The 12,887-nt window shown below is 68.0% G+C and carries 13 protein-coding genes, 1 tRNA gene and 1 pseudogene; 7 read left to right on the top strand and 8 right to left on the bottom strand.

Annotated elements, in window-relative coordinates; translation table 11 throughout:
- A partial coding sequence (locus ACFDTC_RS07545; RefSeq protein ID WP_375258270.1) for an amidoligase family protein occupies positions 1–716 on the bottom strand: 716 nt, incomplete at its 3' end.
- A gap of 164 nt (positions 717–880) precedes the next feature.
- Here ACFDTC_RS07545 and ACFDTC_RS07540 point away from each other — a divergent pair.
- Positions 881–1,084 (top strand): DUF1328 domain-containing protein, encoded by a 204-nt coding sequence (locus ACFDTC_RS07540; RefSeq protein ID WP_375258269.1) that lies wholly within the window; start codon positions 881–883, stop codon positions 1,082–1,084.
- Between the two features lie 60 nt (positions 1,085–1,144).
- Here ACFDTC_RS07540 and ACFDTC_RS07535 read toward each other — a convergent pair whose 3' ends face one another.
- Positions 1,145–1,954, bottom strand: coding sequence for a response regulator (locus tag ACFDTC_RS07535; RefSeq protein ID WP_375258268.1), 810 nt, complete (start codon positions 1,952–1,954; stop codon positions 1,145–1,147).
- A gap of 28 nt (positions 1,955–1,982) precedes the next feature.
- Between ACFDTC_RS07535 and ACFDTC_RS07530 the strand changes: the two genes are divergently transcribed.
- The 5 genes from ACFDTC_RS07530 to ACFDTC_RS07510 all read left to right on the top strand — a co-directional run bounded on the left by ACFDTC_RS07530 (position 1,983) and on the right by ACFDTC_RS07510 (position 6,125).
- Positions 1,983–2,240, top strand: a complete 258-nt coding sequence (locus ACFDTC_RS07530) for a NepR family anti-sigma factor (RefSeq protein WP_375258267.1) — start codon at positions 1,983–1,985, stop codon at positions 2,238–2,240.
- Positions 2,233–2,799: an RNA polymerase sigma factor gene (locus tag ACFDTC_RS07525; protein ID WP_375258266.1), complete on the top strand. Its 567-nt coding sequence runs from the start codon at positions 2,233–2,235 to the stop codon at positions 2,797–2,799. Before ACFDTC_RS07530 ends, ACFDTC_RS07525 begins: the two co-directional genes overlap by 8 nt.
- A 17-nt stretch (positions 2,800–2,816) precedes the next feature.
- The gene (locus ACFDTC_RS07520; RefSeq protein WP_375258265.1) at positions 2,817–4,535 is read left to right on the top strand and encodes a sensor histidine kinase; all 1,719 of its coding nucleotides are present in this window, start codon (positions 2,817–2,819) and stop codon (positions 4,533–4,535) included.
- A 269-nt stretch (positions 4,536–4,804) separates the two neighbouring features.
- On the top strand, positions 4,805–5,419 hold the full coding sequence (locus ACFDTC_RS07515) for a sugar transferase (RefSeq protein WP_375258264.1): 615 nt from the start codon (positions 4,805–4,807) through the stop codon (positions 5,417–5,419).
- A 325-nt stretch (positions 5,420–5,744) separates the two neighbouring features.
- Positions 5,745–6,125, top strand: coding sequence for an HNH endonuclease (locus tag ACFDTC_RS07510; RefSeq protein ID WP_375258263.1), 381 nt, complete (start codon positions 5,745–5,747; stop codon positions 6,123–6,125).
- Between the two features lie 77 nt (positions 6,126–6,202).
- Here ACFDTC_RS07510 and ACFDTC_RS07505 read toward each other — a convergent pair whose 3' ends face one another.
- The 6 genes from ACFDTC_RS07505 to ACFDTC_RS07480 all read right to left on the bottom strand — a co-directional run bounded on the left by ACFDTC_RS07505 (position 6,203) and on the right by ACFDTC_RS07480 (position 12,682).
- Positions 6,203–7,540, bottom strand: a complete 1,338-nt coding sequence (locus tag ACFDTC_RS07505) for a polysaccharide biosynthesis/export family protein (protein ID WP_375258262.1) — start codon at positions 7,538–7,540, stop codon at positions 6,203–6,205.
- A 302-nt stretch (positions 7,541–7,842) separates the two neighbouring features.
- On the bottom strand, positions 7,843–8,574 hold the full coding sequence (locus tag ACFDTC_RS07500; RefSeq protein ID WP_375258261.1) for a metallophosphoesterase family protein: 732 nt from the start codon (positions 8,572–8,574) through the stop codon (positions 7,843–7,845).
- A 156-nt stretch (positions 8,575–8,730) separates the two neighbouring features.
- Positions 8,731–8,806, bottom strand: a tRNA-Thr gene (locus ACFDTC_RS07495).
- 44 nt (positions 8,807–8,850) lie between these two features.
- Positions 8,851–10,383, bottom strand: a complete 1,533-nt coding sequence (locus ACFDTC_RS07490) for a heme biosynthesis protein HemY (protein ID WP_375258260.1) — start codon at positions 10,381–10,383, stop codon at positions 8,851–8,853.
- Positions 10,384–10,397: 14 nt separating this feature from the next.
- Entirely contained in the window at positions 10,398–11,876 is a 1,479-nt protein-coding gene (locus ACFDTC_RS07485) for a COG4223 family protein (protein ID WP_375258259.1), read from the bottom strand.
- A 68-nt stretch (positions 11,877–11,944) separates the two neighbouring features.
- Positions 11,945–12,682 (bottom strand): uroporphyrinogen-III synthase, encoded by a 738-nt coding sequence (locus ACFDTC_RS07480; RefSeq protein WP_375258258.1) that lies wholly within the window; start codon positions 12,680–12,682, stop codon positions 11,945–11,947.
- 68 nt (positions 12,683–12,750) lie between these two features.
- Here ACFDTC_RS07480 and ACFDTC_RS07475 point away from each other — a divergent pair.
- Positions 12,751–12,887, top strand: a pseudogene (locus ACFDTC_RS07475) (tRNA (adenosine(37)-N6)-threonylcarbamoyltransferase complex transferase subunit TsaD); the annotation flags it as partial.

The raw sequence follows: 12,887 nt of genomic DNA, 5'->3' as shown, positions 1-12,887 counted from the left end.
CGGCCGCCGATGTCGGCGGCCTTGGGAAAGATCGCGGCGTAGGCGTCGGGCACCGCGTCGTGCAGCAGTGGCAGCAGGTCCAGCCCGTGGTTGCGGCTTTGCGTGTGCCGCGCATAGAGGCGCGCCAGCCCCTCGATCGTGTCCGGCGGCGCGTCGACCAGATCGTCGACCAGCGACGACGGCCACGGGTCGACGAAGGGCAGGATGCGGCGGGTAACGTCGATGTGGCGGCGCGCGCGCAGCCAGTCCTCGAGCAGCGCGTAGGCGCGGGCGATGCGGATGACGCGCGCATCGCTGCCGGCGCGCGCCGGATTCAGGTGCACCCCGAAGCCCAGCAATACGCCGTGTCGCGACCCCAGCGCGCCGGCCGCGCGCAGATCCTCGCGCAGCGTGTCGAGCGTGGCGACCGAGGCCGCATCCAGCGGCTCGGTCACGATCTCGACCGGGATCACGCCGCGCAGCGCGTCTAGGCCCTGCTGGACTAGCCGCCCGCCACCCAGTTTGCGCAGCGCGGTGTCGAGCTCGATGCGGAGCTTGCCCAATTCGCTGTCGTGCAGGGCCACCACATGAGGCGCCTCGCGCTCGATCCGGCCGCCGAGCCTGTCGCGCGCTATCCGGGCAACCTGCATCTCGGTCAGGCCGGCCAGCTCGATCTCGATGCCGCAGGCGCGGCCGGTGCCGGGCAGCGGGGGAAAGGGGTCTTGCGATCGCGTCATGACCGGCCAACCCCGCACTTTCGCACCGGGTTCCCGGGAGCGGCCGCACCGCCGCTCAACCCCGCGGCGAGCGCGCGAAAACTTGAACGATTTGTCGCGGCCGAATCGGGAACGGTGCCCGCGCAGCAGGGTTGTTCAAGCTGAACTGCAAAGGGATTTTAAACATGCTTTACTGGAGCGCCATCTTCGTCATGGCCGCTGTCGTGTCGGCCCTGTTCGCGTTCGGCGGAGTTGCCGGCGAGACGGCCGACATCGCGGAAATACTGTTCTACTTCTTCCTCGTCGTGCTGGGGACGTCCTTCGTTCTGCGCGCGGCGCAGCGGAACGAGCGCGACGAACGGGACGACGACGACCTGGGACGGGGCTGACGCGGGCCCTGTCCCGACCCCGCGGGCGCCACGGACGCCGCGCGGGGCAGAGTTGGGCGGTCAGGCCCGCAGGGTCTCGGTCGACGAGAAGAACATCGCCTGGCTGACCGCAGACCGCACCTGGTCTTCCTTGTAGGGCTTCGAGATCAGGAAGGCCGGTTCCGGCCCCTCGCCCGTCAGCAGACGCTCGGGGTAGGCGGTGATGAAGACCACCGGAATGTTGCCGTGCTTGTCCAGGATGCGGTTCACCGCGTCGATGCCGCTGGAATTGTCCGCAAGCTGGATGTCCGACAGGATGAGGTCGGGCTTTTCCTGATCGGCCAGCGAGACGGCGTTCTGCTCGGTGCTGGCGGTGCCGGTGATGCGGTGACCCATCTCGGCCACGATCCCTTCGAGGTCGACGGCGATGATCGCCTCGTCCTCGATGATCATCACCTTGCCGGCGACCGACTTGGCCATCTCCTCGAAGGCGATGTCGACCAGCGACGCGGCCTCATCGCGGGGAATGTCCATGATCGCCGCGATGTCGTCGTGGTCCATGTCCTCGATCGTGTAGAGCAGCAGCGCCTCGCGCGTGTTCGAGGTCAGCTTGGCCAGGTGGCGCTGCGCCTTGCCGGTCAGGCCGGTTTCCTCGTCGTCCATGTAGCCGCCCAGCGTCGACCATATCGTGTGGAACACCTTGAACAGCGCAGGCTTTGCGCCCAGCGAGCGGTGATAGGCCGCGGGGTCGTCCAGGATCGCCTCGAGAGCGGCCATGGCGTAGGTGTCGCCACGCGCTTGCGAGCCGGTCAGGGCGCGGGCATACCGACGCAGGTAGGGTAGGTTTTCTGCAACCTCCGCGGCCAGATCATTGGAATTTTCGTCGCTCATCTCGTCTTTCCTGTTTTTTCGTATAGGTATGGAACCGAAGCGCATCGCGGGAGTTTGGTTCCGCGCGGTGAAAAACCCGGAGATCGGCATTGCCTTCAACATGACGCAACAGAACAGCTCATCAAGACTTCAATCGCAGATCGACCGTAACCTCAAGCGCGCGTACGACGATGTGTTGAACGAGGACGTCCCCGATCGTTTCCACGAACTTCTCATGCGGCTCCGCAAATCCGGAGGCGCGGGCGGGTCCGCCTGCGAGTCCGAGGAGTCCCGCAAAGATGACTGACCGCAGCGAGGCCCGCGACCCGCGCGACGAGATCGTCGAGCATCTGGGCGCGATGCGCGCCTTCGCCATCTCGTTGACGCGCAATGGTTCGCTGGCCGACGACATGGTGCAGGACGCGCTGGTCAAGGCGTGGACCAACATGGACAAGTTCGAGCGCGGCACCAACATGCGCGCCTGGCTGTTCACGATCCTGCGCAACACGTTCTATTCGCATTACCGCCGCCGCCGGCGCGAGGTCGAGGATGTCGACAACGTCATGTCCGACAGCCTGGCGCAAAAGCCCGACCACGACGGGCGGCTGCAGATGAATGACTTCAACACCGCGTTCAACAAGCTCAACGAGGAGCAGCGCGAGGCGCTGATCCTGGTCGGCGCCAGCGGGTTCTCGTACGAGGAGGCGGCAGCCACCTGCGGCGTCGCCGTCGGCACGGTGAAAAGCCGGGTGAACCGCGCGCGCACGCGGCTGGCCGAGCTGATGCAGCTCGACGAAGGGGATGCGCTGGAGGCGACGGATCAGGTGACCTCGGGAATCGTGGCGTCAAATCCGAGCGCAGCGTGAGTCCACGGGGGGCGGGGGTGCGCGTCAGGACGTTCCTGCGCAGCATGCCGGTCCAGCTGATGGCGCTGCTGACCCTCGCGCTTTTCCCGTTGGGCGTGATCTCGTTGTACCAGACCGGCGAGGTGCTGGAGGAGGCGCGCGAGCGCAACCGCGCCACGCTGATGGAGCGCACGGTCGCCGCCGGCACGCTGGAGCGTGAGCTGATCCAGCGCGCGGCCGGTGCGGCGCAGGCACTGGGTGACGCAGTTGTCGGCATGACGGCCGACGCCTGCCGCAGCGCGCTCGACCGGTTCATCGAATCCGACGGCAACTTCCTTCTGGCGCAGTTCTACGCGCCCGACGGGCGGCTGTTGTGCCAGTCCGGCCGCGTGCCTACCGGCGCGCCGCGCATCGACACGACGATTCAATCCGCCGAGGTCGAGATCTCGATCCGGCCGGCCAGCGAAAGCTTCGGCACGCCGGTCATCCGCGTGAAACGCGCGGTGCGCGAACGCGGCGCGGTGGCCGGCTTCATGTCGCTGTCGATCCCGCTGCAGATTGCCGAGGCGCTGATCGAGACCTCGCAGCGCGCGACCGGCGACAGCCTGCGCTTGGCCGTGGTCGCCCGCGACGGAGTCGTCATCGCATCGTCGCACGAAAGCCCCGGCAACGGCGGATACCTGCCGCGGGACATGTCGGCCGAGACGCTGTTCGAGCTTCAGGGCGCGACGTTCGAGGCCCCGGCCGGCAACGGCGAAACGCGGGTCTTTGCCGTCAGCCGCATGATCGACGGTCAGGCCGCGCTGGTGGGCAGCTGGCCGCGGCGCGACGCGCTGGGGCAGGACTGGACCGCGGCGACGATGGCGCCGCTGATCTTCCCGATCCTGATGTGGATGATGGGCACGATCGTCGCCTATTTCGGCCTGCAGCGGCTGGTGATCCGCCACATCACCGCCCTGCGCAGCGCGATGCGGCAGCTGGCCCTGGGCGAGTTGCGCGGCGGCCGGATCGAGCTCGAGAACCCGCCCGAGGAGCTGCGCGAGACCGAGCGCGCCTTCAACCGCATGGTGCTGCTGCTGGCGCAGGCCGAGGCCAAGCAGGAGCAGGACCTGCGCGACAAGGAGGTGCTGCTGAAGGAAGTGCACCACCGGGTGAAGAACAACCTGCAGCTCATCGGCTCGATCATGAACATGCAGGCGCGCAACGCCCGCACGCCCGAGGCGCGGCGCGTCCTCGACAGCCTGCGTAACCGCGTGCGCGGTCTCGCCACCATGCACCGCACGCTCTACTCGAGCCCCGAGATGACCACGGTGCAGGCCGCCGACATGATCGAGACGCTGGTGCAGGACCTGGCCGGCGGCAGTCCCGCGCAGCGCCGAATGGACGTGGTGACGCGGCTGGACCCGGTCGATCTGTACCCCGACCAGGCCGTGCCGCTGTCCATGCTGGTCGCCGAGACGGTCACCAACGCGGTGAAGTATGTCGGCCGGCGACCGGACGGATCTGCGCGAATCGAGGTCGACCTGGCGCACGACGAGGCCGGCCAGGTGATCCTGACGGTGGAAAACACCAAGGGCGCCAGCATGGGCACGGCCGCCGACGAATCGCAATCCGCCGGCGACGGGCTGGGTGCGCGCCTGATCCGGGCGTTCGAACAGCAGTTGCACGGGCAGTCCGAAGTCATTGAATCGGCAGATTCTTACCGGTTCGTCCTGCAGTTCCCCCGCCGTGACTTCGAGAACGGCGAGGCGCTGTAGAGCGGCCTCGGGGCCAGCGATACCTGGGCGAACGCACCGACAAGCTCATCCATGCCGTGATCGTCGTGCTGGCATATTCATCAAAAAACCGTCAAATTAATCTTGTATTAAGAATCCGTCGCCGGCCGCGGGCGGGTCAATTGACATCCCGCTGTCCGCGGAGGTAACCCATAAGTACTTTTATAAAATTGTTTTAATTTGCTCCCGATGGGCGATGTGAGGATGAAATGTACGATTTGGCTGCTGCTCAGGACCATTTTCGGGACGCGATGCCGCTGGATCAGGCTCGCCCGCGTCGTCGAGTCTTCTTCGGGTGCAAACGGGCTTTCGACCTCGTCGTGAGCCTTCTTCTTCTGCCCCTTCTCGTTATCTGCGCGGTGACGCTGCTGATGCTTAACCCGTTCCACAACCAGGGGCCGCTGTTCTTCGTGCAGACGCGCATGGGCCGCAACTGCAAGCCGTTCAAGGCGATCAAGTTCCGCAGCATGCGCCCCGCCGACCGAGTCGCGCGCGGCGCGGACGGCCCCTTGGACGAAGAGCGGATCACCCCGCTCGGGCGATTCATGCGCAAGAGCCGGATCGACGAGCTGCCGCAGATCCTCAACGTGCTGCGCGGCGACATGAGCCTGATCGGCCCGCGTCCGGACTACTTCAGCCACGCCCGCCGCTACGTCCGCGAGATCCCGGGCTACCGGGCCCGCCACATGGTTCGGCCGGGAATCAGCGGGCTTGCGCAGACCGAACTGGGCTATGCCGTGGGGATCGAGGCGACGCGTCGGAAGGTGCAGGCGGACCTGTTCTACATCGCCAACACCAGCTTCCTGCTCGAGCTGTGGATCTTCTGGCGGACGCTGTCCGTCGTGGCGAAGCGCGCCGGCTCCTGACCAGACAAACGACTTTCCGAAGGATCGCTTCGGCGTCTTCCGGATGAGTGGGCCGCTTCGGCGGCCCTTTTTCGTTTCTCTCGTGTCTCCGCGGCATTGACGACGCACATCGTATTGGGCAGCATCTTCATCGCGAAGAGTGTTTTCACGCCTTGATCGAGCCGATGGCTCGTCACGTCCGAAGCCCAAGCCAAGGATGTCGTTTCCGGACTGCGAAACCACGATCACGTCGGGTTACCGCGCGAGACTTCACTTCCGTCCGGGGAGCGTCCTTTAAGACGCCGCGCGTTCGCTTTTTTCATAAAGCTGAAAAAGGCTCGCTATCATGAAAACCCTGAAATCCCTCCGCCGTCGGAAGATGATCGAACAGGGCGGCCGCTGTCACTATTGCAGCCTTCCTATGTGGGACGGCAGCGCCGCGCCCGATTGCACCACCCAGGCTGGGCCTAGCCCCCTGCGCTGCACCGCCGAGCACCTGCGTCCGCGATGCGAAGGCGGCGGAAACACCGCCGACAACATCGTTGCCGCCTGCTGGTACTGCAACACGCACCGCCACCGCCGCAAGAAACCGTTGTCGCCCGAGGCGCACCGCGCCCGTGTTCAACGGCGGATGGCATCGGGCAAGTGGCTGGCGGCCTCGTGGCCCGATCTGGCCGCCCCAGACATGCGGCCCGCGCGCCGCAAGGCACCACGTCCGCACGACTGAGCGGCCGGCACAAAAAGAGGGACCCCGGCCTCGGGATGCGAGGCCGGGGTCCGGCAGGTCTGGCTATCCGGCCGCGCTCAGCCGGCGGTGGTCGCCTCGCGGATCAGCACGGGGAAGAACTGCTGCAGCGCGCGGTTCCACTTGGTGATCGGCTGCTCCTCAATGAAGACGATGTCGCGCGGGCGCATCTCGAACTCGGTCGCGTTCATCATCTGGACGATGTTGGCTGCGTCGAGGTGGTACGCGATCACGCGGCTGCCGCGGCCCTCGTAGGCGCCGTCGCGCAGCACGTAGATCTGCGACGGGTCGCCGGTCTCGGTGTTGAAGCCGCCCTGGTCGTAGAGCACGTCGGCCAGCGACGCGGTATGCCCGTAGGGCAGCGCGAAGCGCGACTGGTTGTTCACTTCGCCGACGAGGTAGACGTATTCACGCTCGACCGCGTCCAGCGATGTGCGCGTCTGGAACAGCGTGCGTTCTTCGTCCAGCGCGGCGCGGCGGCGGCCGATCTCGGCCTGCAGGCGGCTGAGCGCGGCCGACTGCGTGGCTTCGCGGCGCGCGATCACGTCGAGCCGCGACTGGTAGAATTGCAGCGCGCGGTTGAGATCGTAGCTGGTATCGACGTAGACCGCGTCGCCGTCGAGCAGCGGCGCGTTGCCCAGCGATGGCTCGTCCAGCAGCATCTCGACGGGAATCTGGTACAGCGTGCCGTCGCGATAGACGCGGACCGACGCGAATTCCTCGTCCGCGACGGTCAGGCCACCGGCGGCGGTCAGCGCGTCGCGCAGGGTCACGGTGCTGAGGCCGATCGGAACGATCGTGGTCTGTCCCACCGCGCCGCCGACCGTGGCGCGCTTCGAGTTGAACTCGGCCACCTCAAGGCTGAAGGACGGGTCGATCTGGTTGGAGACCAGCGTCTCGAACACGCGGTCCTCGGCCTCCTGGACGGTCAGGCCGCCGATGTCGATCGTGCCGATCTCGGGGATGGCGATCGTGCCGTCGTCGCGGACGGTGTAGCCCTGCCGCTGGTTCTGCGCCGCCAGAAGACCCGACAGCTGCTCGACCGTCGAGGCGGCGCCCCGGGTGGCCAGCAGGACGACGTCGCCCACGCCGATGCGGTAGGGCGGCGGCTGGACCGAGGGCAGCGGGCGCAGGTCGAGCGACTCGCGCTGCTCGTCGGGGACGTAGGGCATCGCCGGAAGCGCCGAGCCGCCCGTGGCGGACTGGCCGAAATCGGCGTTCGCGAAGAACGCGTTCGGCAGCGATAGCGGCGAATAGGGCGTGCGGTTGGCGCGCGCCACCTCGGTCGGTGTCAGCGGAACCACGTCGACGACCGCACCCTCGGCGACCGTCCTGACCGACGGGCTCTTGTACGTGACGCCGCATCCGGCCACCGCCAGCGCCATCGCTACGGCCATCGCGCGCGGCGCGTTGACCCGAAGTCGACTGTCTCTGCCTGCCTTGTTCATCACCGCCATCCTAACCTTGTCGTTCGAATGCCTCGCCGCATCCATTGCAGGCGGGCCGGTGCGGGCCCGCCGCACCATGATCTGTCCGCGCGGCGCACCGCGCGTCGGGTTCGCCAGTGGCGGACCGTCGGGCACTTTATCGACAGTTTACCGGAAACCGGCAACGACTCGGAGGCAGGCGCGGTCACTTCCGGGATTTTCGGGGTTTCCGTGCCCAATGTGCCACAGGACATGAGCCCTTTACGCATGCGTCAGTCGCGGGTCGAGATGAACTCGACCCCGCCGTCGTAGACCAGCGCGGCGGTCAGGCGTCCGGTGACGTAGGCGCCGGTGTCGATGGCGATTCGGCCGTTCTGGACCTGCGGCGTCTCGACGATCGTGTGTCCGTGCACGACCCAGACGCCGTCCTCGCGCGGCGTGGTCGCGAAATCCGGGTGCCCCCAGATCAGGTTCCGGCGCGGCTGGTCCGCGATCGGCAGCGCCGGATCAGCGCCCGCATGCGTGACCGCGACGTTGCCGGATTGCCAATGCAGGGGAAGCCGCTCGAGCCACTCGATCAGGTCGTCGCCCATGGCCTCGGCAAGCTGGTCGCGGACGTCGGACATCGAGGTCTGCGCGTCCTTGCGCACCCGGTAGCTTTGCAACGTCTGCAGCCCGCCGAAGGCCAGCCAGCGGTCGCCCTGCGCCTCGGGGTCGCGCAGAAACTGCACCAGCATCTGTTCGTGGTTGCCCAGCAGGCAGACGAAATCGTCGGGATAGAGCGTGTTGACGTGGTGCAGCCAGCCCAGAACCTCGGCCGACCGTTCCCCCCGGTCGACGTAGTCGCCGACGCAGATCACCATCGGGTCGTCGTGGGAATCCTGGATCCGGTTCAGGATCTTGTCCATGCCGACATAGTCGCCGTGGATGTCGCCGATGGCAAAGAACGGCCGGGCCGGCGCGATGGGGGCATCGAACACCGGCCGCCGCAGCCTTCGGAACATCTTCTGAAGCGAAAACATGAACCCGTGTCGCCCGGAACGATCGGCCGATCAAGTGTCAAGCGGTGAAAAATGGGGACAAAACCGCCGGTTGCGGCGATGGGCTTGTCCGAGGCGCCTGGCGCGTGGATCTGGTGATCCGGTCCGCGCGAAGGCAGGTGGTGCCGGTGATAGGACTCGAACCTACGACCCCATCATTACGAATGACGTGCTCTACCAGCTGAGCTACACCGGCCCGGTGGGCGGCCTCTTAGCACCCGATCCCGGCAAGGAAAAGCGCTATTTCGCCCTTGAGCGTTCGGAATCCGAGCCGGCGGCGCGGGCGGTCTCGGGCTCGTCCGCGGTCTCGGCGTCGATGATGTCGGACTTGGTGTCCGAGTTCGGTGCGGTGGCCTCGGTCGTGGCGGCGGGACCCGGGTCCGCGGTCGGCTTTTCCAGCGCGCCGACGATCAGCGGAAGCATGTCCGCGCCGGCGGGCAGCACGACCTCGGACTGCACGGGCGTGGTCCATTCCAGCGAATCGAACGCGCCGCAATTCGAGCACAGCGGTGCCCAGTCGCCGTGGATCGTGTGGCAGTTGCCGCAGACCCATTGCGGTCCGCGCGAGGCGGTCAGCGCCTTGGCGAGCCATCCGCGCACCACCGCGTCCGAGGCCCCCTCGCCCCGTTCGATCGCGGCCATCACGGCCAGCACGCGGGCGTCGGGTTCGTGTTCGGTCATCGCGCCCATCGCGCGCCGGGCAGCCGGGAAATCCTCGGCCGAGAGAGCGAGTTCGGCGCGCAGCAGACGCGTCTCGCGGTGGTCGGGGTTGATCGACGTCAGCGTGCCGAAGCGGCGCACGCGGTCCGTGGCGGATTCGCCCGGCTCGATCTCGGCGTAGGCGGCGGCAAGATCGGGGTGCGGGTTCGCCGCCCAGGCTTTCTTGAGCACCTTGGTGGCGTAGCGCTTGTTGCCCTGCGCGGTGTAGGCGCGCGCGGCCATAGCCGCCGCCGGAATGAGGTCGGGCGATGCCTTGTTGGCGCGGATCGCGGCGTCGTTGGCCTCGCCATGATGGCCCTCTTGCTCCATTGCCTGCGCGCTCGACAGCGCGAGCACGGCATCGCGCCGACGGTAGACGTCGCGCGGCAACGAGCCCTGCTTGAGCTTCTCGGCCAAGGTCGCGCGGGCGCCGACGTAATCGGCCTTTTCGGCCTGAAGGCGCAGCAGCGTGTCCTGAACCTCGACGTGGCGCGGCTTGATCGCGAAGGCGCGCTCGGCCAGCTTCAGCGCGGTGTCGGTGTCACCGGCGGCCAGCTTCTGCTTCATCAGACCGCGGATCCCGACGAAGCGGGTCTCGTCCCGGGTCACCAGCCGCTTGTACACTTCTTCGGCCTTCTTGCGGTCGCCGGACATCTCGGCGGCCTGTGCGCTCACGAGGTCGGTCAGTTCCGGGCGGTGCAGGTACTTCTCGGCCTTCGAGGCCTTGGCCATCGCCAGCCGCCCCTCGCCCGAAGCCAGCGCCATGATGCCCTCGGACAGCGCCTGGAAGCCCTTCCGCTCGCGGTTGCGGTCGAAGTAGCGCGACAGCGCCGTCTCGTCGCCGTTGATGAAGCGCAGCAGCGCCACCAGCAGGCCGGCGACCTTGAACGCGACGTACAGCGCCACGACCAGCACCAGCAGCGCGATCACCGATTGCAGGGCGCCCAGCGTGTATTCGGTGCCCGCGACGGTGATCATCATGCCGCCCGAGCTTTCCATCAGGAAGCCGGCGCCAAGGGTGAGCGCCGCGACCAGCACGACGAAAACGACGATCTTGAGAAGTGACCAGAGCATGAATGCGATCCTCGTTATTCGTTCAGTTCGCTGGCGAGGCCAGAGACGGCGTTCAGCGCCTCGAGACGCACGCGGGCCATCTCGACCCAGTCGGCCATTTCGGCCTGCGCGGCTTCGGGCAGGGTGGCGATCTCGTCCAGGGCCTGTTCCAGGTTCCCGCGCTGGACCGCCGCCTCGGCGCGGCTGAGGATCGCGTCGGCGTCGTCGCCCTCCTGCGGTGTGACCGATCGCGCGCCGAGCTGGGTGCGGAAGAACGCGCCCACGCCGCCGCCGGACTCTTCTTCCAGCCGGGCGGCCCGCAGCGCGTCGCGCGCCGCGTCGGGGTATTCCGCCGCCAATTGCGCGGGCGTCGGAATGCCGGCCTCGTCGACCTGTGCCAGCGGCTCGGGGACCGTAACGCCGCTGTCGCGCAGCTCGCTCAGCGGTTCCTCGTAGGACTGGCCGGATTGCAGCGCGGCGGTCAGCTCGGCCAGCGTGGCGCGCTGCTCGGCCAGCTGGGCCTGGCGCGCGGCGGATTGTTCGGATTGTCGGGCGGTCTCGGCAATGGCCTCGATCTCGGCGCGGCTCTGCTCGACCTCGGTGCGCTGCGCGTCGAGGCTTTCGCGCAGGCTGGCGAGTTCGCGTTCGTAGGCGGCGATCGCCTCGGGCGAGACGGCCTGTTCCATCGGCTGCTTCTCGAGCTCGGTCATCCGCGTCTCGAGCGTATCCAGCCGGTCGGTCAGCGATTGCTGCCCCTGGGCAAGCGTTTCGACCTGCGGCACCAGCGCCTCGACCGCGCCGGCGACCGTATCGACATCGATCCGGTCGAGCGCGGCCTGCGTTTCCTGCAGGCGGGCGTCGAGACCCGAGACCTGCTCGTCCTGCTGCGTCAGGCGCGCCTCGGTCTCGGCGATGAACGGGTCTGGTTCGGGCGCGGGCATGAAGGGCAGACGACCCTCGCCGTATTGCGCGGCGGCAAAGCCCAGCGCGGCGGCGACGATGCCGCCCAGCACCATGGGTACGAAGCCGCCCCGGTGCTTGACGACCGTCTCGCGGACCGGCTCGGGCGGCGTGCCGAGCGCGGCGGCAGGCGTCGCCTCGGGCGGCAGGCTGTCGTCGCCGGCCGTCGCCAGAGGCGTGTCGTCGCTGGCCGAGAGGGTATCCGCGCCGACGGTTTCCGGGCCTTCGGCGCGGTCATTAGCGTCGGAGCCGTCCGGCGGCGTGATTCCGTACTCGTCCACCGGCACGTCCTTCTCGAGGTCGCCCGGGGGGCCGTCCTCGGAATGGCCATCCGGGCTTTCGGCGGCGGGGTGGGTGCCGTCGTCGCGCGGGGTCAGGCCGTAGCTGTCGGCCGGCGCGTCGCCGGCCGTGTCGTCCTTGCCCCAGGGACCGGGCGCGTCACCGGTGGCGGTCTCCGTGTCGGTCTGTGGCTCGGCCTTGTCGGCCGGGGTGGCCTGCGTCTCGTCCTGCTTTTCCGCGTCGTCGCGGTTCGGATCGTTCTTCGACTTTGCCACCTTGCGCCACCCTTTCGAATTCCTGGTCGATTCCGCCCGGCCCCGACAGACACGCTGCCCCTTCCGGTCTACACGCGCCCCCGACGCGCCTCAAGTTTCCTGGCCTGCGCCACCATGTCGGCGGTGCAGGCGATCATGGCCGCCTCGTCCGGTCGTCGAGCGATCCCCGGTGAAACAATATGGGGCCCCCCGGCCGCCAAGGCCACCGCTTCGCTGAACGCGGCGACGAAAATCGGCGCATTCTTCGGCAAAGCGGCGAAAAACGTCGCCGTTCTAGGCGAGAACAACGGCGCGACGACCGGCCGGGTTCCCTGCAGCGCGGCAAGGGCGTCCTCGTTGGGGGGGCGGATCGGCTGGTCGTAGATCACCGCCTCGGTCGTCGGAATCGCCAGATCGGTCAGCCGTTTGGCGACGTCGCCGCGCGCATGGCTGCCGCGCAGGTGCACCAGCGGACCGCGCGCGCCGTCCTGCGCCAGCATCGCCACCAACGCGTCGGCGTCGCCTTCGGCGGCGCGGGCCCGCAATCCAGCCTGCTCGGCCGCGCGCGCGGTGGCGCGGCCGACGGTGAAGGCCGGCAGTCCAGGCGCACCGCCCAGCGCGGTGTAGGCCCGCACCCCGTTGGCCGAGGTGAAGACCAGCCCCGCTAAGCCACTCAGGTCCGGCAGCGGGCCGATCACCGTCACGTCGATCAAGGGCGATATGATGGGCTCGACCTGGCCAACGCCCGCCCGCAGCAAAGCCTCGAGAAACGCGCGCGAGGCGCTTTCGGGACGGGTCAGCAACAGCAGGGTCGGCGGCGCGGACATCCCGGCATCCTTGTGAGGCGCATGGCCCGGTGGTAGCTGGAAGGCATGTTTTGCGCAACGAGGCCGCGATGACCGCCCCACCGCTCATGCTCGGGCTGGAAAGCAGCTGCGACGACACCGCGGCGGCGCTGGTGCGCGGGCGCGATGTGCTGGCCTCGGTCGTGGTCGGGCAATCGGGACTGCACGCGGCCTTCGGCGGCGTGGT

It is taken from the genome of Citreimonas sp., from assembly GCF_042096055.1.
Taxonomy (GTDB): domain Bacteria; phylum Pseudomonadota; class Alphaproteobacteria; order Rhodobacterales; family Rhodobacteraceae; genus Citreimonas.
This window is presented reverse-complemented; position numbering and strand designations above follow the sequence as displayed.